The sequence below is a fragment of the Vibrio ouci genome (genome assembly GCF_004551525.1).
GTDB classification, from domain to species: domain Bacteria; phylum Pseudomonadota; class Gammaproteobacteria; order Enterobacterales; family Vibrionaceae; genus Vibrio; species Vibrio ouci.
In genome coordinates this window covers 40,775-61,042 of record NZ_SATR01000015.1, presented here as the reverse complement: position 1 = coordinate 61,042, position 20,268 = coordinate 40,775, and the positions used below count along the sequence as shown (strand labels likewise).

The window sequence follows — 20,268 nt, the reverse complement described above, 5'->3', positions numbered from 1 at the left end:
TAGCTCGATTTTTTGTTGGCTGACTTTAGGCTGCAGCTTCGATTATCTGCTGGATCTGCTCTTTGGTTCGATTGAGGTGAGCATCAAATTTCTCTGCTGCTTGTCCTGCATCCTTTGCCAGCACTAGCTTCATGATTATCTCGTACTCATCTAAGTTAATCGCACTATTGTCTAAGCCATTAACGACCGCGTAGTAACGGTAGCGTTTTACTTGGTTGATAAGATCGCTAAAGAAATTCAGCATGTTTTTCGACACTGCACCTTCGAGTAAGGCAACATGGAATTGATGCTGACGCTCTTCCCACTCAGTCCAGTCAAAGTCATCTTTAGACAGCTTAATACGTGACAATTTATGGAATGAGGTGAGTACGTCTAGTTCCCAACTTTCGTCACCTACTTCAATGGCTTGCTTAATCAGTACTGATGTGACGAATCTTAAACTGTCGTACAGGTCCGTGAGTTCGCTAATCGAGACTGGAGCTACCCAACATCCTTTTTGTGGCTCAAGGTTAACGTATTTTGTCCAAGAAAGTTGCACTAAGGCTTCGCGGATAGGTGATGCGCCAACCGCGTATCTTTGCTTTAAGTCGGCAACAACAAGCTTTTGACCTGGTAGAAGTACTCCATTCAAAATATCTTGGTGGATCATTTTTGATACTTTGTCAGTTAACGTTGGACTTGACACGTTGCGTTCCTCATTTGCGCACAGAGATGGGCTATATAAAATCGATATAAATTTAATGGTATGCAGTACCGTTGGTTGGTGTCGATAATACAGCGTACTGAATAGCTGAGCAAGAAAGAAATACAAAAAAAGAGGGCATAAGCCCTCTTTTTATTTAATTGAGTGATTTACTCTAATTAATTATAGAACGTGTACAGACGCAGTGTTTGTTGTGCCTGAAGCAACTAGTGCACCAGAAACCATTACTACGATGTCGCCTTTGTTACCAAGGCCAGATTCTAGAGCGATTTCTTTACCCGCTACGTAGAATGCGTCAGTGCTTTCGATTGAATCAACAACAACTGGTGTAACACCTTTAGTAAGAACTAGCTGTGCAGCAGTCTTAGTGTTAGTAGTTAGAGCGATAATGTTCGCAGTTGGGAAGTACTTACGTACTGAACGTGCAGACTTACCGCCTTCAGTTGCAACAACAATCAGTGGAGCAGCTAGTTTTTCAGCTGTGTCTACTGCACCTTTACATACCGCTTCAGTGATACGTAGACGTGGGCTGTCTAGACGAGAACCTAGCTCAGCTTTAAGCGCTGAATCAGTACGGTTCGCGATTTGAGCCATGATAGTTACCGCTTCAACTGGGTACTTACCTTTAGCCGTTTCACCAGAAAGCATTACCGCGTCAGTACCGTCCATTACTGCGTTAGCAACGTCGCCCGCTTCCGCACGAGTAGGACGTGGGTTGTTGATCATTGAATCAAGCATTTGCGTTGCAGTGATAACCATCTTACGTGCACGGTTACACTTCTCGATCATCATCTTCTGAGCGAAGATTACTTCTTCAGCTGGGATTTCAACACCTAGGTCACCACGAGCAACCATGATGCCGTCAGACAGATCTAGAATCTCGTCGAAGTTATCAACACCTTCTTGGTTTTCGATCTTAGAGATGATGTGGATGTTCTCGCCGCCGTTTGCAGTTAGAACTTCACGGATTTCTTGAACGTCAGATGCTTTACGGATGAAAGATGCTGCTACGAAGTCAACGCCTTGCTCACAACCAAATTTAAGGTCGTTCTTATCTTTTTCAGATAGTGCAGGTAGGTTTACAGAAACGCCTGGTAGGTTAACACCTTTGTTTTCACCAAGAGCACCGTTGTTAAGTACTTTACACTTAACTTCAGCGTCAGTTGTTGAGATAACTTCCATTTCGATTAGGCCGTCATCAACAAGGATAGTGTTACCAGCAGATAGGTCAGCTGCGAAGCCAGCGTACGTTACTGCAACTTTGTCTTTGTTACCTACAACAGTTGTGTCAGTTGTGAAAGTGAACTCTTGACCCGCTACTAGATCAACGTCGTCGCCGTTCTCTAGTTTGATAGTGCGGATTTCTGGACCTTTAGTATCTAGTAGGATAGCTAGTTGCTTACCAGACTCTTCCATAACTTTACGGAAGTTCGCGATACGAGTGCCGTGCTCTACATAGTCACCGTGAGAGAAGTTCAGGCGCATTACGTTCATGCCTGCATTTACTAGTTCAGTTAGCTTCTCTACAGATTCAGTTTTAGGGCCAATCGTACATACGATTTTGGTCTTTTTCATGGAAGATACTCTCCGGTCGATATAGTTACAATTTGAAAGTCGGTTATTGGTCTGAAGCCAAAGCTATTTTTAGGCATTTTGTGCCTGCCAACTTATAAAAATAGCCAGTTATGTTGTTAGCTCCAGAACTGAAAGTCTTTCATAAGTTTAGTCATTTTATGACCAACTTATTGGGATTTAGTGCCGTATTTATGTGACAAAACTAGGATATAGGCGCTAGGTTGCAAAAAAATAACGGTCAATTCTGTAATTTTTTTTCTTTTCGGTTGCGAATTCTACCACCGAATCATTTCAATATCACTGCTTAACATTTGTCTTAGGACAAGGTTTTATCGCTATTTATTAATTTTTTGGATCGAAATAAATGGACTTAAAAGTTTCGACTTGACTATAATTTCTTTCAGTTCGAAACTTTAAAGTGTTAGTTAAATGTCGAAACGAAACACTCAGCTAAGAAGACACGCAATATCTAATCTAGTGAACGAGAAAGGAGAGGTGAGCGTTGAAGCGCTATCTGCTCAGTTTGAAACATCGGAAGTCACGATTAGAAAGGATCTTGCCTCGCTAGAAAAAAATGGTCAGTTACTGCGCCGTTATGGTGGTGCTATTGCACTACCAAAAGAAGTGGTTAGTGATGAAATGAATGAAAATGTTTCGATTCGAAAGAATGAACTGGCTCAAGCTGCTGCCAAATTGATCCGTGAACATAATCGAATTGTTATCGATAGTGGCAGCACGACAGGGGCATTGATTAAACAGCTTGATGGCATGAATGGATTGGTGGTGATGACCAACTCGCTCAATGTCGCTAATGCCCTTAACGAATTAGAGAGTGAGCCGACTTTGTTGATGACTGGTGGCACTTGGGATGCGCATTCAGAGTCGTTTCAAGGGCAAGTTGCTGAATCTGTTCTACGATCATATGACTTTGACCAGTTATTTATTGGTGCGGATGGTGTCGACTTAGATCGAGGCACCACAACCTTTAATGAGTTGGTTGGCTTAAGCAAGGTGATGGCAGAAGTATCACGTGAAGTGATTGTGATGGTCGAGTCAGAAAAGATCGCTCGCAAGATACCAAACCTAGAATTAGCGTGGGATGCCATCGATATCCTGATTACAAATAAAGACTTAGCGCCTGAGCACAAACAAAAAATCGAATCTCATGGCATTAAAGTGATTTGCGCATAAACAAATAAACGAATTTAAAAACTTACCGAATATGGCCTTTGCTTGCTGCCAATCGGAATTGAAAAAATGGAGTAAAACATGTGTGGAATTGTTGGTGCGGTAGCACAGCGTGATGTAGCAGAAATTTTGGTCGAAGGTCTACGTCGCTTAGAGTACCGCGGCTATGACTCTGCGGGAGTAGCGGTTGTTGATGGTGAATCAAACTTAACCCGTGTACGTCGTTTGGGTAAAGTGCAAGAGTTGGCTGATGCAGTAGAACAAGCGAGTGTCGTCGGTGGGACTGGTATTGCACATACACGTTGGGCAACGCATGGTGAACCTTCAGAAGCGAATGCTCACCCACACATGTCTGGTGATATTGCGGTGGTGCACAATGGCATCATTGAAAACCATCAAGAATTACGTGAACTACTAAAATCTCGTGGTTACGTATTTAACTCTCAAACGGATACGGAAGTGATTGCCCATCTAGTCGAGTGGGAACTCCGCACTTCTACGTCGCTGGTTGAAGCGGTACAAAAAACCGCTAAGCAATTAGAAGGCGCTTACGGCACTGTCGCTGTTGATCGTAAAGATCCTTCGCGCATCGTCGTTGCTCGCTCTGGTAGCCCTATTGTGATTGGTTTCGGTGTTGGCGAAAACTTCCTTGCTTCAGACCAACTGGCTCTGCTTAACGTAACACGCCGCTTTATGTATCTAGAAGAAGGAGACGTGGCAGAAATTACTCGCCGTGAAGTGACCGTATTTGATATGACAGGTGAGCGTGTTGAGCGTGATATTACTGAGTCGAACGCAGAACATGACGCGGGTGATAAAGGTAAATACCGTCACTTCATGCAAAAAGAGATCTACGAACAGCCGACAGCATTGATCAACACGATGGAAGGTCGTATTAGCGATGACGCTGTGGTGACTGAAGCGATCGGTGTTAACGCGGCAGATATCTTAAGCAAAGTTGAACATGTTCAGATTGTAGCTTGTGGTACTTCTTATAATGCCGGTATGACAGCACGCTACTGGTTTGAAGATATCGCTGGTGTTAGCTGTGATGTCGAAATCGCGTCTGAATTCCGTTACCGCAAATTTGTTACTCGTCCAAATAGTCTGTTGATTACGCTATCTCAGTCTGGTGAAACGGCGGATACTTTGGCAGCTCTGCGCTTAGCCAAAGAGAAAGGCTACATGGCGGCAATGACAATTTGTAACGTGGCGGGCTCTTCGCTGGTTCGTGAGTCGGACTTTGCCTTTATGACTCGTGCAGGTGTCGAGATTGGTGTGGCATCAACCAAAGCCTTTACTACTCAACTATCTGCATTGCTGATGTTGGTTACCGCGCTAGGTAAGCAGCAAGACCGCGTCTCTAAAGAGAAAGAAAAAGAGATTGTACAAGCGCTACATGCACTGCCAGCACAAATCAATGCCGCACTTTCATTTGAAAAGGATATTGAAGCGCTAGCAGAAGATTTTGCTGATAAGCACCACACTCTATTCTTAGGCCGCGGTGAGTTCTATCCAATCGCGATGGAAGCGTCTCTAAAACTAAAAGAGATCTCTTACATTCACGCTGAAGCCTACGCGGCGGGTGAATTGAAACATGGTCCTCTTGCGCTTATTGATGCGGATATGCCAGTTGTGGTTGTTGCGCCAAGCAATGAACTGTTAGAGAAGCTTAAGTCGAACATCGAAGAAGTACGTGCACGCGGTGGTTTACTGTACGTCTTTGCTGATGAAGAAGCAGGCTTTGAAGCGGATGAAACGATGAAGATCATTACTATGCCGCATGTCAGCGATATTACAGCGCCTATCTACTACACGATTCCAATGCAGCTGCTATCTTACTATGTTGCCTTAATCAAAGGGACGGACGTCGATCAGCCACGTAACCTTGCCAAAGCGGTCACCGTTGAGTAATTAGAAGTGAGTTGTTAATCAAAGCGGTGTCGATGCACCGCTTTTTTATTTGCTTATATCTCTATATAAATGAAGGGTTTGCTCCGGAGTTATCCCTTCAACAGTTTCAAACCCTTCTCACTGACCACTGCACAATCAGGTTTACATACCAACCAAGCACCTTGCTGTAGCGAATGGCGAGTGGCAATGGGTAAATCGATTAACTGATAGATTAGATACTAATTGGCTTGGCGCTATTAATTCAGTCTTATCGATTGATTGACGTATCCGCTTATTCCTTTCTGAACAACCTCTTATCCGCTCAAATTCTATGTAAATTAGCCTATACAAGTCATGTTATTGATAGATGTTACAAAGTCTTACTTACGGTTGTTTTCATTCATTAATCATTGTTCTCTTGACCACTGCTTTTTTATAGCGCTGATGCTCTCGTTAACGTTTGACTTCTGGTTATTTCGCCCCTTTTCGCGTCAAAAAACCGAATGTTGTCGTTAGAAGCGTCAATTTTTCGAATAAATACAATAGGGATATATATGGGCCAGTGGTTAGGTCGACTCAAACTCTCTCAATTGATAATTGGGGCGTTAGTTTTTATCGGTGTGGTGCCTGCGGTGATCCTCGGCATAAACTCTGTGTGGTTAAGTCAAACCGCTCTAACAGAGCGTTCATACAATCAGCTTGATACTGTAAGAAGCATTAAGTCTGCCCAAATCAATGCGTTTTTTGCTGAGCGGCAAGGAGATATGGATGTATTGGTCGATGTCGCCAATACGCTTCAATTGGAGGGGTTTCGCAAACTAGAGGCGATTAATCAGTCGCAGGCGAATCAGATCAACGAATATATTGAGCAGCTTAAACTCAGTTTGCGCTTGTTTGCTGACTCCTATACCACAAGAATGGTGATGCAGGAGTTTGAGCGCGCATTTCAGATCCAAGGTGGCAAGATTAATGGTCGCCAGTGGAGTGGGGTTGCAGAGCAGTATGGCGAAGAGGTCGATCGCTTTCAGCAAAGCTTTGGTTGGTATGATGCATTTTTGATTAATACTAATGGTGACATTGTTTATACTACCACCCGTGAACAGGATATCGGTAAAAATGTTCGCTCGAGTAATATTATCGGTTCGGGTTTAGAGAAAGCCTTCAGTCGTGCGCAGCAGTCTACCAAGCTTGGTCACGTTTACTTTGGTGACTTTACCCTTTATCACTACTCCAATAATGTTCCTGCCGGATTTTTTGTTACCCCAATTAGTGATCAGAAGGATAAGGTGATTGGCTACGCGGCGCTTCAGTTTCCAATCGATAAAGTCAACTCGATTACTGGCCAAGTCCAAGGTATGGGTGAGACTGGCGAAACCTATCTGATTGGCAGTGATAACTTGATGCGTTCTGACTCTCGTCTAGACCCTGTTGGCCATTCTGTCGTCGCGTCGTTCCAAAATAATACTCGAGTAGAGACTCAAGCCTCTGAGCAAGTTTTTAAGCAAGGTGGCTCTAGTATCATCACTGATTACAATGGCAACCTAGTGTTGTCGGTATGGCAGTCGATCACGTTAGATGATCAGCATCAGTGGGGGATCATTTCTGAAAAAGATGTCACAGAGGCCTTCGTACCTAAAGATGACCAAGGTGTCGATTTCTATCAAAAATACATCGAAAGTTATGGTTACTACGATCTATTTTTGATCGACCCAAGTGGTGAAGCTTTTTATACCGTGACCAAAGAAGCCGATTATCAAACTAACCTAGTTAACGGTCGTTATGCTTCAAGCAATCTTGGTCAGTTAGTGCGTGAAGTGTTGAGTAGCAAGCAATATGGGATTGTTGATTTTGCGCCTTATGCCCCATCTAATGATGCGCCAGCTGCGTTTATTGCTAAACCAATATTAAATCAGCAGGGTGAAGTCATTATGGTGGTCGCACTGCAATTATCATTGGATGCGATTAATGCGGTGATGCAATTGCGTGAAGGTATGGGCGAAAGTGGAGAGTCTTACTTAGTGGGCTCTGATTATCGTATGCGCTCTGACTCTTACTTGAATCCTGAAGCCCATTCTGTGACAGCTTCATTCGCTGGTAGCGTGGAAAGTAATGGAGTAAAAACTGAAGCGACATTGGAAGCCCTAGCGGGTAACTCAGGTGCTAAGATCATCAGCGATTATAACGGTAACCAAGTGTTGTCGTCTTATGCTCCGCTGGATATCGGTGATTTCCGCTGGGCATTGGTGGCTGAAATTGATCAAAGCGAAGCCTTTGCGTCAGTGAGTAAGATTCGCAGCAGTATTGTTTACCTCATGATTGGGACGCTGCTGCTCACCGTAGCTCTCGCCATTTATCTTGCCAAGGTGATCAAGAAGCCTCTTGGTGGAGAGCCGAGAGAAATGATGTTGCTGGCTCAGCAAGTGGCAAAAGGTGATCTAACTTATCAATTTGATCGTCAAGCTCCTACCGATAGCCTGTATGGTGCGCTGCGTGAAATGTCAGACAACCTCAAACAGCTGATTGCTCATATTGTTGAAGCGAGTCAAAGCCTTGCATCGACAGCAGAGGAAACCTCGGTCGCCAGTGAGCAAACTACGCATGCGGTGACAACTCAGCATCGAGAGACCGAGTCGGTTGCTTCTGCGATTGAACAGATGACCGTATCGATTCAACAAGTCGCCCGCAGCACCCACGATGTAGCCCAGGCATCGATCGCGGCGCGTGATACCAGTACCTCTGGTCAGCAAACATTAGATAAGGGCAGCATGGCGCTTAATAGTTTGGTTCAAGAAGTGTTTGCTGCGAACCAAGACATGAAAACCTTGCAGCTCAAGAGCAACGAAATTGGTCATGTTCTGGTGGTTATCCAAGAAATCGCTGAGCAAACTAACTTGCTGGCTCTGAATGCGGCGATTGAGGCGGCACGAGCGGGTGAAGCTGGACGTGGCTTCGCCGTGGTCGCCGATGAGGTACGAACGCTGGCACAGCGAACGCAAACATCTGCATCGGAAATACAGCAAATGATCTCTTCAGTTCAGCAAGCCGCTGATTCGGCAAGCAGTAATATGACGCGCTGTGAAGAACAGGTCAAAATGACAGAAGAGTTGTCTGAGCAAACCAAAGCCAACTTTGTCGGAATACTAGAGTCGATCAACCACATTCATTCAATGATGGATCAAGTATCGACCGCCGCTGAAGAGCAAGCCAAAGTGACCGATACAGTGAGTAGCAGCATTACTACCATCAGTGAAATGTCGCTACAGACATCGGCAAGTGCCGAGCAGCTCGCTGGAGCAAGCCATGAAGTGGCTCAATCGGCGGAAGAGCTGAACGCATATACGCTGCAATTTAAGGTGTAAATACGGCTTTAAAATTATAGGAATAAAGGCAGTCTAGGCTGTCTTTTTCTTAGGTTAAAGCCATTGCTTTCAAGTTGCTCGCGGCGAGGAGTTAGTTGCTACAGAAAGTAATAGATACAAAAAAGGCAGCTTACATAAGCTGCCTTTTTAATTGGGTTATCACTATTAAGCGATAATTAGAAACCTTTGATGTTCTCAGCTTCTAGCTCAGTGAAGTATTTAACTGTCTTCACTTTTAGCTCTTGAGTTGATGGCTCATCACAAACAATTACTGATTTCGGGTGTAGCTGAAGTGCAGATACAGTCCATAGGTGGTTTACGCTGCCTTCAACTGCTGCTTCTAGTGCTAGTGCTTTGTTGTGACCTGTAACTAGGATCATGATCTCTTCAGAATCTAGTAGTGTACCAACACCGATAGTCAGTGCGTACTTAGGTACTTGGTTGATGTCACCATCAAAGAAACGAGAGTTCGCAATACGAGTATCTTCAGTTAGCGTCTTGATACGAGTGCGTGAAGATAGAGAAGATGCTGGCTCGTTGAATGCGATGTGACCATCGTTACCCACACCACCCATGAATAGGTTGATCTTGCCGTAAGATTTGATCTTGTCTTCGTAACGCTGACATTCTGCATCGTTGTCTGCCGCATTGCCGTCTAGCAGGTTGATGTTTTCTTCTTGAATATCAATGTGGTTGAAGAAGTTGTTGTACATGAAAGAGCGGTATGACTCAGGGTGATCCGCTGGGATACCGATGTACTCATCCATATTGAATGTCACAACGTTCTTGAAGCTTACTTCGCCCGCTTTGTGTAGTTCAATTAGCGCATTGTAAGTTGCTAGAGGAGTCCCACCCGTTGGTAGACCAAGAACAAATGGACGATCTGCTGTTGGGTTGAACGCGTTGATCTTGTTTGCAATGTGACGCGCTGCCCATTTACCAACTTGTGCAGCGTTATTTAGAGGAATCAGTCTCATTTGTCTTTCCTATAGAAAATTGTCAGATGTAATGCTTAATTTGCATTGTAAAATAAGAGCGAATTTTAAGCTAGCGTTTTTGCGGGAGAGGCGAGGTTTTTCTCTTATTTTAGATCAAATAATGTGCACTTATCTGTGCGAAGAGGAAGAATCTTTGGCTTTTTTTCTATTCTGAGAAAAGCGCACGCAAAGCGTTGCTCTGCGTGCAGAGAGGTTAGTTATTGCTATCTAGATAAGCTTTCGAAGAAATATCCGTCCAAGCACGAACTTTGGTTAAGTACTGCTTTTGTGACTCAATAATTTCTTTGGCTAAAGCATCTTTATTAGCTTGCTCTGCCAGCAATTCATTAGTAGCCATTTGCATCGCCTCAAGTACGGCTGGTGGGAAGTCTCTCACCCTAATATCTGGGTACTCAGCACTCATGGTTGCCCAGCTATTGGCATTGGCGTCGACAGCTTGGGTATACATATCGAAGGCGGCTACGCGGAAAGCGGTCTCTAGAATGGTCTGAAGATCAGCGGGCAGTTTATCCCATGTCTTCTTATTAACTAGGAATTGCGTTTCAGAACCCGGTTCATGCCATGCCGTGTAGTAAAACGGGGCAATTTTCTGGAAACCCATACGTAAATCAAATGCTGGGCCAACCCATTCCAAAGCATCAATCGTACCGCGTTCCAGAGAGGTATACAGTTCGCCCGGTGCGATATTTGTTGGTTTAGCCCCAACGCGCGCCATCACTTCTCCAGCAAACCCAGGAATGCGTATTTTTAGCCCTTGTAGATCTTCAATTGAATTGATTTCTTTCTTAAACCAACCGCCCATTTGAATATCAGAGTTACCACCAGGGAACGAAAGTAGGTTGTGCGGTGCGTAAACCTTTTCCATTAACTCCATGCCACCACCGCGATAGAACCAAGCGTATTGCTCAGTCGAAATCATACCAAATGGCATCGAAGAGAAATAAAGCGTGTTAGGGACTTTTCCCTTCCAATAATATGAGCTTGAGTGGCCTAAGTCATACTGACCAGATTTAACCATATCAAAAATGCCCAGTGGCGCTTTGTGCTTGTTGGCTGAATCAATACGAATTTTCAGCCGTCCATTGGACATCTCTTCGGCTAACTGGGCCATGTTCTTGGTAGCATCACCCAAAATTGGAGTATTTGGTCCCCAAGTCTCAGCAAGCTTAAGACGATAAACCTTTTCTGCAGTAAAAGCGGAAAATGAGCTAACCATTAGTGATAGTGAAAGTGCACCTGTAAACAGAGTACGTAAGGGGGATTTTATTTGCAGCATGACGTAATGACTTCCTTATCATTGTGATTGTTATATGCCGCTAGCTTTTATCCTGTTTGATTTTTCGTCAATCTGAATTTTGCTTCTATATAGAGGGGGTAATAGATAGAGGCTCTAGAAACAAATGTTTTGCTAGTTTAAATAACTGGATTTTATTAGATGGTTGATGCATTGACGCAGTAAAAAGTTATTGAGAAGGGAAAGTAACTTGATAAGAGAAGTGCTGCCTAGGTCACGCAGCACATCTTGGTTCAATCAATTGCGTAGCTGACCATGTTGTTTTAAATAGTGCTCAGCTTGAATTGAGCCCATATAGCGCGCCAGTGTTCTCAGTGGTACTTGGCGAAGATCGACCATGATCAATCCGTCTAGTGCGTTATTAAAGCAAGGATCAACATTGAAAGAGATCAGCTTGCCGTTCAGCCCTAGGTACTGACGCAGTAGCACAGGGACATTTTTCCCTTCATCTATTCTTGCAATCAGGCGTGAGAGTAATTGCATGTCACTCAGTGCGGTAAGCATGGATGTATTCCAATTCTTATCTTGTAGCGGCAGAGGGTTGGAAGGGGTGACAAATTCGGCTATCTCAGGGTGATAATGATGAAGGGTCATGGTTTCCGCTAGTAGCTGCCTGGTTCGTTCGCTATAGTCATTGCTGATACTGACCGGGCCAAATAGATGAGTGTATTTTGGGTTTCGCTCTACATAGGCAGCGATTCCTTTCCAAAGCAGCAGTAATGGCGCCATCGATTTTTGGTACTTTTCATCGATCACCGAGCGTCCCATCTCGATAGCCGGTCCCATGCTATTGATAAAAGGTTGCTCGAAATGAAATAAAGTGCGTGAGTAAAGGCCTGAAATACCGTGTTTGTCGATCAGTTTATCTACCAATCCAAGGCGATAAGCACCAACCAGAGCTTGGTTTTCGCGATCCCATATAAATAGCTGCAGATAGTCTCGATCGTACTTATCTATGTCGAGATTTCTCCCCGTACCTTCTCCAGCTTTTCGGAAGTTGATTTCACGCAGCCGCCCAATTTCATGCATGATCGAAGGAATACGTTCAGATTCCGTGCAATAAACATCGAACTCACCGCTTCTGAGTAGTAGATGTTCACGTTCAAGTGCTGCAAGATCATTAAGTTGATCTTGGAGTGCAACAGGATCGTTGATCGGAACTGGCGGAGTTTTAATATCCGCTGGTGACGAGTGAATAGTACCTTCTTGCTGAAGATAGGTATTGAGACGCAGGTAGCTAGTCATTTGCTCGTCAGACAATCCATTCACTTCTTTATATTTGATCGCTGTACCAATAGAGAGCTGGATCTTTTCATTGCTCTTATTGAGTAGTTCTCGGCCGAGTAATAAGGTTTTAAGTAGAGGGTGGACTTTACCTGCTAGATAGAATCGCTTGGAGTTTTGTCCTTCAATGAATATAGGCACTGAGGTCGCACGTGATTTTCTAATTAAGCGACTAACGGAATGACTCCAAGCTTTGTCGGTCACTTTATTGCTCTTTTTGTCGACTAATAGATGAAACAAGAGGGCACTTTAGTGACAGCGGTAAGAATTTGGCGTTTTTTGGCTTATACGGTGTAATAATGATTATTTAATTAATCTAAAAAATATATCGCTCACAAAACATACTAATTTCGTATCTAACCTAAAGTTTAGTTGCTAAGTTTTATATGCGGGTATCGCTATCACTGTGACATACAGGCGTTAGACCTTAGTGAGGATAGCAGCCAAATTACCTTCGTTTTTGCTGATCTGGAATACCTCACCTTAAGAGGTAAAACGGGAACCTTAGGTTCCCGTTGTTGTATATGTCAGATATTAAAAAGCCTGAGTGAGTACTCAGGCTTTTTCTCTATATAGAGGTAGAGCTAGCTGGTGCGATGTACAGCCATATGCGCAATGGTAACGAGTGCTTGCTTGTACTCCGACTCTGCCAATACGCTTAGCTCCGCAATGGCTTTATCTGCTTCTTGATAAGCTTTTTGGCGAGTGTATTCTAGCGAGCCAGTTTGCTCCATCGCTTCCAGAATATCGTTCAGGCGCTCCATTCCATTCGCTTTCTCTATCGCTTCACGAATCATTGCGGTTTGCTCTGCCGTGCCGTTTTTCATTGCATAAAGCAGTGGTAGGGTAGGCTTACCTTCCGCAAGATCATCACCAACGTTTTTGCCCATCTCATCGCCATCCGATGTGTAATCCATCACATCATCAATAAGCTGGAACGCAGTACCCAAGTATTTGCCGTAGTTCTGCAGTGCAAGTTCGACTTCTTCTGGGGCGTCATTAAGAATTGCGCCAATTTGTGTTGCTGCTTCGAACAGGCGGGCCGTTTTAGAATAGATGACCTGCATGTAGCTTTCTTCTGTCGTGTCAGGGTTGTTGCAGTTCATTAACTGTTGAACTTCACCCTCGGCGATGACGTTCACCGCATCACTCATCAGCTTAAGGATCTTTAAAGATCCTAGCTCGGTCATCATCTGAAATGAGCGTGTATAAATAAAGTCGCCAACCAACACGCTTGCAGCATTACCAAAGGCTGCATTGGCTGTCGCTTTACCACGGCGCATGTCGGACTCATCAACAACATCATCATGAAGCAGTGTCGCAGTATGGATGAATTCGATAAACGCTGCAGAAGTTGTATGTGCTTCACCTTGGTAGCCTAGGGCTCTTGCAGATAAAACAGCCAAAAGAGGGCGAATGCGTTTACCACCACCGCTAACGATGTAGAAACCCAGTTGATTGATTAAAGAGACATCAGAGTTGAGTTGTGCGTGAATTGTTTCGTTCACTTTTGCCATGTCTTTGGCGGTGAGTGCTTGGATAGCTTTAAAATCCATTGTAAATCCGGCTGAAGTTAGAACTTGTAAGGTATTCTTATCGAGTTTATTTGCTGAATAATACACTAAAAAACGTTGATTAATACATGCTTAACGGGCATGATCTCGGCACTTTTCATTGGCGATTAGCTTTTCGCCAATTTTTTCAAAATATGGCTTGTCATAGGTGCGACCTTTCTGTAGAATCTGCGCCCTATTGATGATTAGTTTAGCGCACACCCTTGATGCTCAAATAGCATACGGCTGTGCGGAAAAAGCGGAGTAAGATATGTACGCTGTTTTCCAATCTGGTGGTAAACAACACCGTGTAAGCGAAGGTCAAACTCTTCGTTTAGAGAAATTAGACGTTGAAACTGGTGCAACTGTTGAATTTGATAAAGTTCTTCTTGTTGCTAACGGTGAAGACATTAAAGTTGGTGCTCCTCTTGTAGAGGGCGGCAAAGTAGTTGCAGAAGTTGTACAACACGGTCGTGGCGATAAAGTTAAAATCGTTAAATTCCGTCGTCGTAAGCATTCTCGCAAACAGGCTGGTCACCGTCAGTGGTTCACGGAAGTGAAAATCACTGGTATCAACGCTTAATCGATTAGGAGAGTTTAACAATGGCACACAAAAAAGCTGGTGGTTCTACTCGTAACGGCCGCGATTCAGAAAGCAAACGTCTAGGTGTTAAGCGTTTCGGTGGTGAGTCTGTTCTTGCAGGTAACATCATTGTTCGTCAACGTGGTACTAAGTTCCACGCTGGTACTAACGTTGGTATCGGTAAAGACCACACTCTTTTCGCTCTTACTGAAGGTAAAGTGAAATTCGAAGTGAAAGGTCCTAAAAACCGTAAATTCGTTAGCATCGAAGCTGAGTAATTAAACCTAGTTTAATTGTTCATTAGCTTTCAAGCTGAATTCAAAAGCCCTGCCGATTCGGCGGGGTTTTTTATTTATGGTGAGTTTGAATTTGCCAGTACGGTGGAATCAATACTAAGGCACTCTGTAAAGAGTCCCTTCATATTTGTTCCAGTAGCAGAGCAGTGAAGATCTCAGGTGATCAGTCTGAAACTGGAATCTGCTAGAATTTATATCATTCACTTTTCCTAATGAGATAGGGAGAGCTGAGATGATATTTGCAACGCAGCTATGGCACATAGCACAAGGGCGGAGTAAGAGATGAAATTCGTTGATGAAGCGGTAGTAAAAGTTCAAGCCGGTGATGGCGGTAACGGTGTAGTGAGTTTCTGGCGTGAGAAATTCGTTGCGAAAGGTGGCCCTGATGGTGGCGACGGTGGTGATGGCGGTGATGTTTACATCCAAGCTGATGAAAACCTTAACACGCTAATTGATTACCGCTTCCAGCGCTTCTATGAAGCGGAACGTGGTGAAAATGGCCGTGGTGGTAACTGTACTGGTAAGCGTGGTAAAGACAAAGTGCTTCGCGTGCCTGTAGGTACTCGCGCTGTTGATATCCATACTAATGAGATTGTTGCTGAAGTTGCTGAACATGGCAAAAAAGTCATGGTCGCAAAAGGTGGCTGGCATGGTCTGGGTAACACCCGCTTTAAATCTTCGGTTAACCGCGCACCGCGTCAAAAGACACTAGGTACTAAAGGTGAAATCCGTGAAGTTCGTTTAGAGCTACTGCTACTTGCTGATGTTGGTATGCTTGGTCTGCCGAATGCAGGTAAATCAACCTTTATTCGCGCGGTATCTGCAGCGAAGCCAAAAGTGGCGGACTACCCGTTTACTACATTGATCCCAAGCTTGGGCGTAGTGAGTGTGGTTCCAGAAAAGAGCTTTGTAGTTGCTGATATCCCTGGCCTGATTGAAGGCGCAGCAGATGGCGCAGGCCTTGGTATTCGTTTCTTGAAGCACCTTGAGCGTTGTCGTGTTCTACTACACATGATCGACATCATGCCAATTGATCAAACTGATCCAGTTGAAAATGCGCTAACGATCATTGACGAGCTTGAGCAATACAGCGAGAAGCTGGCTGGTAAACCTCGTTGGTTAATTTTCAACAAAGTTGATCTTATGCCAGAGGAAGAAGCGAATGAAGTGATCCAAAACATTCTTGACGCTCTAGGCTGGGATGAGGATTACTACAAGATTTCTGCTGTAAACCGCGATGGTACTAAAGAGCTATGCTACAAGTTAGCTGACTTTATGGAAAATCTACCACGTGAAGAAGAAGAAATCTCTGAGGAAGAGAAAGTCGACTTCATGTGGGATGACTACCACAAAGACGCGATCGCAGGTAAAGATGTTATCACTGAAGATGATGATGACGACTGGGATGACTGGGACGATGAAGAAGATGACGGTCACGTTGTCTATGTCCGCGAATAACAGTTAAGAAAAGTTTAAGCCGCAATGTTTATTGCGGCTTTTTTGTGTCTATATCAAATCATGCCTGAGCATTTCTCTGCAAAATAGGTGCATTCTAAAGGAGTAGGATAGAATCATGGCATCCAAGCAACGAGCTGTGTCTCGTTTAATCGCCCAAGCAGGGCAAATGCTTTTGGCTCATGGAGCAGAAAGCACTCTCGTTGGTGACCTAATGCGTCGCTTTGGCTTAGCAGCTGGTATGGACGAAGTTGAAGTGTCGTTGTCCGCCAGTTCATTAGTCGTCACTACCGTTTATCAAGAGCACTGCATCACCACTGCTCGCCGCTGTCCCGATCGCGGCATTAATATGTGGGCGATTACCCAAGTTCAACGTATCTGCATCATGCTCGAACGTGGCATCATCGATTATTCACTCGCCCAGGAAAAACTCAATGGTATCAGCCCTGAACGTTATAACCGCTGGTTAGTGGTTTTCATGATTGGTCTATCTTGTGCCGCTTTTAGCCATTTAGCTGGTGGCGATTGGGTGGTATTTGCGATGACTTTCATTGCTTCCTCAACAGGTATGGTAGTGAGGCAAGAAATTGGCCATCGCCATTTCAATCCATTAATGAACTTCACGGCTACTGCGTTTGTTACCACAGTGGTATCAGCTCAAGCGGTGATTTACCAGTTAGGTAACTCACCATCATTAGTGATGGCTTCTTCGGTGCTGATGTTGGTTCCTGGTTTCCCGTTGATCAATTCCGTTGCGGATATGCTTAAGGGCTACATCAATATGGGCATCGCTCGATTTGTCATGGCAAGTCTGCTGACTCTCGCAACCAGTCTAGGAATTGTTGCAGCTATGAGTCTCGTTGGTGTGTCGGGGTGGGTAGTATGATCAACTTGGATCTATTGTTCGGTCTGCTAAACGATATGTTTTTTGCCGCGATTCCTGCCGTGGGCTTTGCTCTAGTCTTTAATGTGCCGCAAAAGGCATTAGTTTATTGCGCTCTAGGTGGTGCGATAGGTCATGGCTCGCGTTATTTAATGATGCACTTTGGTATTCCCATTGAATGGGCGACCTTCTTTGCTGCAATCATCGTCAGTATGGTAGGCATTCATTGGTCTGCACGTTTTTTGGCTCACCCAAAAGTGTTTACCGTCGCAGCCTTGATTCCTATGGTTCCAGGTGTGTTTGCCTTTAAAGCGATGATCGCTTTGGTGGAACTCAATAATCAAGGTTACTCTCCAGAGTTGGTCGCGATGTTAATGGAGAACTTCCTTAAGGCGATGTTTATTATTGCAGGTTTAGCGGTTGGCTTAGCTATGCCAGGCTTGCTATTCTATCGCCGCAAACCCATCGTATAAGTCCTGAGGAGTAAGGAAATGATCATTAGTATGATCGCCGCAATGGCACAAGATCGAATTATTGGAATAGACAATCAAATGCCATGGCATCTTCCTGCTGACTTTGCTTGGTTTAAGCGCTGCACTATGGGCAAGCCCGTTGTGATGGGGCGTAAAACTTATGACTCAATTGGTCGCCCATTACCGGGGCGTCAGAACATTGTGATCAGTCGTGATGCTTTACTGGTGATTGAAGGGGTAACCACAGTGACCTCGATTGATGAGGCGCTAGCGGCTGTTGGTTCTGTCGATGAGGTGATGATCATTGGTGGTGGTACTATCTATGAAGCTTGCCTACCTAAAGCTAATAAATTGTACGTCACTCATATTGAAGCAGAGATTCAAGGCGATACTCAGTTCCCAGCTTGGGGTGGTGAGTTTAAAGAGACTTACTCTGAGGATTATTCTGCAGATGAAAAGAATGCTTATGATATGCGTTTTGTCGTATTGGAAAGAAGCTAGCTTATAGCTCCGTCACTCCAATTATTAGGCATTAAATTATCGTCATTCCATAAAGCGACGAAGGAGAGAGTAGGGAATCTATTGACGACTTTCTAGCTCTCTCCCTTGTTGCTCATCGTGAGGATAGCGCATTCTCTGTAGCCTTGGTTTTAACGCAAGGCTTCCTGAGTAAAAAACTGCTTATCTTCCCATCTCAGCATAGTTAAATGCCCACCCCAAACACAGCCGGTGTCTAAACCGATAACCTCTTCACCTTCATAGCCTTCTAACGCTGCCCAGTGGCCAAATAACACAGGTTTATCGAGGCTAATGCGGCTATTAAGTTGGAACCAAGGGATCAGTGAGCCATCGTTGACCTGTTTAGGTGGAAGCTTGCACTCCATATCTAAACGCCCATCAGGAAAGCAAAAACGCATTCTGGTGAAAGCGTTGATAATATAACGATAGCGCTCAATACCATTGAGGCTTTCACTCCAAAGATCAGGTTGGTTGGCGTACATATTTTCGATCAGCCATTGCCAATCTTCACTGCGTAGAATTTCTGTGATCTGTTTGTTTGCTTTGCGAGCATCTTCTAGCGTCCATTGCGGAGAAATGCCCGCGTGACACATAATAAACTCGTCATGTTCTGCCATCAAAGGTTGCTGACGAAGCCAATCTAACAGCTCATCTTTATCTTCAGCATTAAAGATTGGCGCGGTTTGATCTTTCTCTTTGACCTTAAATAAGCCTAATGATACAGCTAATAAGTGAAGGTCATGATTGCCTAAAATGACTTTTGCACTGTCACCAAGAGAACGAATAAAGCGTAATACTTCGAGTGACTTTGGTCCGCGGGCAACTAAATCTCCGGCAATCCACAAGGTATCTTCACTAGCATCAAATTCAGCTTGCTGAAGTAAAAGAAGCAGTTCGTCAAAGCAACCTTGTAAGTCACCAACAATGTAATTAGCCAATGAGTTGTCCTAGTTAAGTATATTGGGAATCGCGAGCCTGAAAGGATCGATTTCGGCTATGAACTCTTTGCCGCCTTCATCATGCATGATGTATTGACCTTGCATCACTCCGACAGGCGTTTCAATCACAGTACCACTGTTATAGGTATATTCGTCATTAGGGGAAATAAAGGGCTGCTGACCGACGACACCTTCGCCCTCAACGGTCATTTGTCTGCCGTTGGAGTCAGTAATCAACCAACGGCGGCTCATCAACTGGACGTTCTGCTGGCTTAGATTCTTAATGGTAATAATGTAGGCAAATACATAGCGTTTAGCATCAGGTTGAGACTGATCCGGAATGTATTTGGTATGAACTTGGACTTTGATACAAGGGGTAGCTTCCATATAAACTCCTTAATAAAGTCAAAAAAGGTGATAAACCAATGGTCTATCACCTTTTTATTTTAGCTTAAACTATTTGCTGTTGGCAGCTAACCAGTTCGCCATATCAACGAATTGAACCAAGGTTAGGTTCTCTGGGCGCATACTTGGGTTAATGCCTAGCTCTTCCAGGACCTCAGCGCTTAGTAAGCCTTTGTAGCAATTTCTTACTGTTTTACGACGCTGGTTGAAGCCTTCACGACATACTCGGTCGAGGTATTTAAGATCGCTTACTGGGTGAGGGATCTCTTCATAAGGTACTAGACGAACGACCGCTGAATCGACTTTTGGTGGCGGTACGAATGCAGTTGGTGGTACTTCAAGTACAGGCACGACTTTACAGAAGTATTGCGCCATTACCGTAAGGCGACCATAAGCTTTTGTGCCAGGGCCTGCCGCTAGGCGGTTGACCACTTCTTTTTGTAGCATAAAGTGCATGTCTTGAATGTCTTTATGGAACTCAAAAAGGTGGAACATCAATGGTGTTGAGATGTTGTATGGCAGGTTACCAAAAATACGTAGCTTATTGTTTGGCTTTACTAGCTGAGTAAAGTCAAAGCGCATCGCATCACCTTCATGAATCGTCAGCTTATCACCAAGTTCTGGGTGATTGCGTAGACGTTCAGCGAGATCGCGGTCAAGTTCAATAACGGTAAACTTGTCGACTTCCTTTCCTACAGGCTCTGTGATTGCACCAAGGCCAGGACCAATTTCAACTAGGTTTTGACCTGGTTTAGGGTTGATCGAGGAGACAATTCCATCAATGATGTATGGATCGTTAAGGAAGTTTTGACCAAAGCGTTTTCTCGCCTTGTGCCCTAAGTGGACATCGTTTCTCATAGTATTCTCAA

The 20,268-nt window shown here is 44.3% G+C and carries 17 protein-coding genes and 1 pseudogene; 9 read left to right on the top strand and 9 right to left on the bottom strand.

What is annotated here, in order from left to right:
• Positions 1-25: 25 nt before the first annotated feature.
• A complete protein-coding gene (locus ELS82_RS11460; RefSeq protein WP_244230782.1) occupies positions 26-649 on the bottom strand; it encodes a GntR family transcriptional regulator in 624 nt (207 codons plus the stop codon).
• Between the two features lie 216 nt (positions 650-865).
• Positions 866-2,278 (bottom strand): pyruvate kinase PykF, encoded by a 1,413-nt coding sequence (gene pykF / locus ELS82_RS11455; protein ID WP_134835603.1) that lies wholly within the window; start codon positions 2,276-2,278, stop codon positions 866-868.
• Between the two features lie 429 nt (positions 2,279-2,707).
• On the opposite strand from pykF, the gene ELS82_RS11450 reads away from it, so the two are divergent.
• The 3 genes from ELS82_RS11450 to ELS82_RS11440 all read left to right on the top strand — a co-directional run bounded on the left by ELS82_RS11450 (position 2,708) and on the right by ELS82_RS11440 (position 8,718).
• Positions 2,708-3,469 (top strand): DeoR/GlpR family DNA-binding transcription regulator, encoded by a 762-nt coding sequence (locus tag ELS82_RS11450; RefSeq protein WP_134835602.1) that lies wholly within the window; start codon positions 2,708-2,710, stop codon positions 3,467-3,469.
• A 78-nt stretch (positions 3,470-3,547) separates the two neighbouring features.
• Positions 3,548-5,380: a glutamine--fructose-6-phosphate transaminase (isomerizing) gene (gene glmS, locus ELS82_RS11445; RefSeq protein ID WP_134835601.1), complete on the top strand. Its 1,833-nt coding sequence runs from the start codon at positions 3,548-3,550 to the stop codon at positions 5,378-5,380.
• A gap of 533 nt (positions 5,381-5,913) precedes the next feature.
• Positions 5,914-8,718: a methyl-accepting chemotaxis protein gene (locus tag ELS82_RS11440; protein WP_134835600.1), complete on the top strand. Its 2,805-nt coding sequence runs from the start codon at positions 5,914-5,916 to the stop codon at positions 8,716-8,718.
• 176 nt (positions 8,719-8,894) lie between these two features.
• On the opposite strand, the gene nagB is transcribed toward ELS82_RS11440, so the two are convergent.
• The 4 genes and pseudogenes from nagB to ispB form a co-directional block, all read right to left on the bottom strand.
• Positions 8,895-9,695, bottom strand: coding sequence for a glucosamine-6-phosphate deaminase (gene nagB, locus ELS82_RS11435; protein WP_134835599.1), 801 nt, complete (start codon positions 9,693-9,695; stop codon positions 8,895-8,897).
• A 214-nt stretch (positions 9,696-9,909) separates the two neighbouring features.
• Positions 9,910-10,932: a TRAP transporter substrate-binding protein gene (locus ELS82_RS11430; protein ID WP_244230781.1), complete on the bottom strand. Its 1,023-nt coding sequence runs from the start codon at positions 10,930-10,932 to the stop codon at positions 9,910-9,912.
• A gap of 315 nt (positions 10,933-11,247) precedes the next feature.
• A pseudogene (locus tag ELS82_RS11425) lies at positions 11,248-12,522 on the bottom strand (bifunctional lysophospholipid acyltransferase family protein/GNAT family N-acetyltransferase); the annotation flags it as partial.
• 356 nt (positions 12,523-12,878) lie between these two features.
• The gene (gene ispB / locus ELS82_RS11420) at positions 12,879-13,850 is read right to left on the bottom strand and encodes an octaprenyl diphosphate synthase (protein ID WP_134835597.1); all 972 of its coding nucleotides are present in this window, start codon (positions 13,848-13,850) and stop codon (positions 12,879-12,881) included.
• Positions 13,851-14,118: 268 nt separating this feature from the next.
• On the opposite strand from ispB, the gene rplU reads away from it, so the two are divergent.
• From rplU to folA, 6 genes are all read left to right on the top strand, one after another.
• Positions 14,119-14,430 carry a 50S ribosomal protein L21 gene (gene rplU, locus ELS82_RS11415; protein ID WP_038207969.1) on the top strand — a complete coding sequence of 104 codons (312 nt, stop codon included), beginning with the start codon at positions 14,119-14,121 and terminating at the stop codon, positions 14,428-14,430.
• 20 nt (positions 14,431-14,450) lie between these two features.
• Positions 14,451-14,708 carry a 50S ribosomal protein L27 gene (gene rpmA, locus ELS82_RS11410; RefSeq protein ID WP_004409945.1) on the top strand — a complete coding sequence of 86 codons (258 nt, stop codon included), beginning with the start codon at positions 14,451-14,453 and terminating at the stop codon, positions 14,706-14,708.
• 300 nt (positions 14,709-15,008) lie between these two features.
• Complete coding sequence (gene cgtA, locus ELS82_RS11405) at positions 15,009-16,184, top strand: Obg family GTPase CgtA (RefSeq protein ID WP_134835596.1); 1,176 nt, start codon at positions 15,009-15,011, stop codon at positions 16,182-16,184.
• A gap of 115 nt (positions 16,185-16,299) precedes the next feature.
• Positions 16,300-17,067 carry a threonine/serine exporter family protein gene (locus ELS82_RS11400; RefSeq protein WP_134835595.1) on the top strand — a complete coding sequence of 256 codons (768 nt, stop codon included), beginning with the start codon at positions 16,300-16,302 and terminating at the stop codon, positions 17,065-17,067.
• Positions 17,064-17,537 carry a threonine/serine exporter family protein gene (locus ELS82_RS11395; RefSeq protein ID WP_167489297.1) on the top strand — a complete coding sequence of 158 codons (474 nt, stop codon included), beginning with the start codon at positions 17,064-17,066 and terminating at the stop codon, positions 17,535-17,537. The genes ELS82_RS11400 and ELS82_RS11395 overlap by 4 nt, the downstream gene beginning before the upstream one ends.
• An 18-nt stretch (positions 17,538-17,555) precedes the next feature.
• A complete protein-coding gene (folA, locus tag ELS82_RS11390; protein WP_134835593.1) occupies positions 17,556-18,038 on the top strand; it encodes a type 3 dihydrofolate reductase in 483 nt (160 codons plus the stop codon).
• 149 nt (positions 18,039-18,187) lie between these two features.
• Here folA and apaH read toward each other — a convergent pair whose 3' ends face one another.
• From apaH to rsmA, 3 genes are all read right to left on the bottom strand, one after another.
• The gene (apaH, locus tag ELS82_RS11385; protein ID WP_134835592.1) at positions 18,188-18,994 is read right to left on the bottom strand and encodes a bis(5'-nucleosyl)-tetraphosphatase (symmetrical) ApaH; all 807 of its coding nucleotides are present in this window, start codon (positions 18,992-18,994) and stop codon (positions 18,188-18,190) included.
• A 9-nt stretch (positions 18,995-19,003) separates the two neighbouring features.
• Positions 19,004-19,381 (bottom strand): Co2+/Mg2+ efflux facilitator ApaG/CorD, encoded by a 378-nt coding sequence (apaG, locus tag ELS82_RS11380; protein WP_134835591.1) that lies wholly within the window; start codon positions 19,379-19,381, stop codon positions 19,004-19,006.
• A gap of 69 nt (positions 19,382-19,450) precedes the next feature.
• Entirely contained in the window at positions 19,451-20,257 is an 807-nt protein-coding gene (gene rsmA / locus ELS82_RS11375) for a 16S rRNA (adenine(1518)-N(6)/adenine(1519)-N(6))-dimethyltransferase RsmA (RefSeq protein ID WP_053441087.1), read from the bottom strand.
• Between the last annotated feature and the right edge of the window lie 11 nt (positions 20,258-20,268).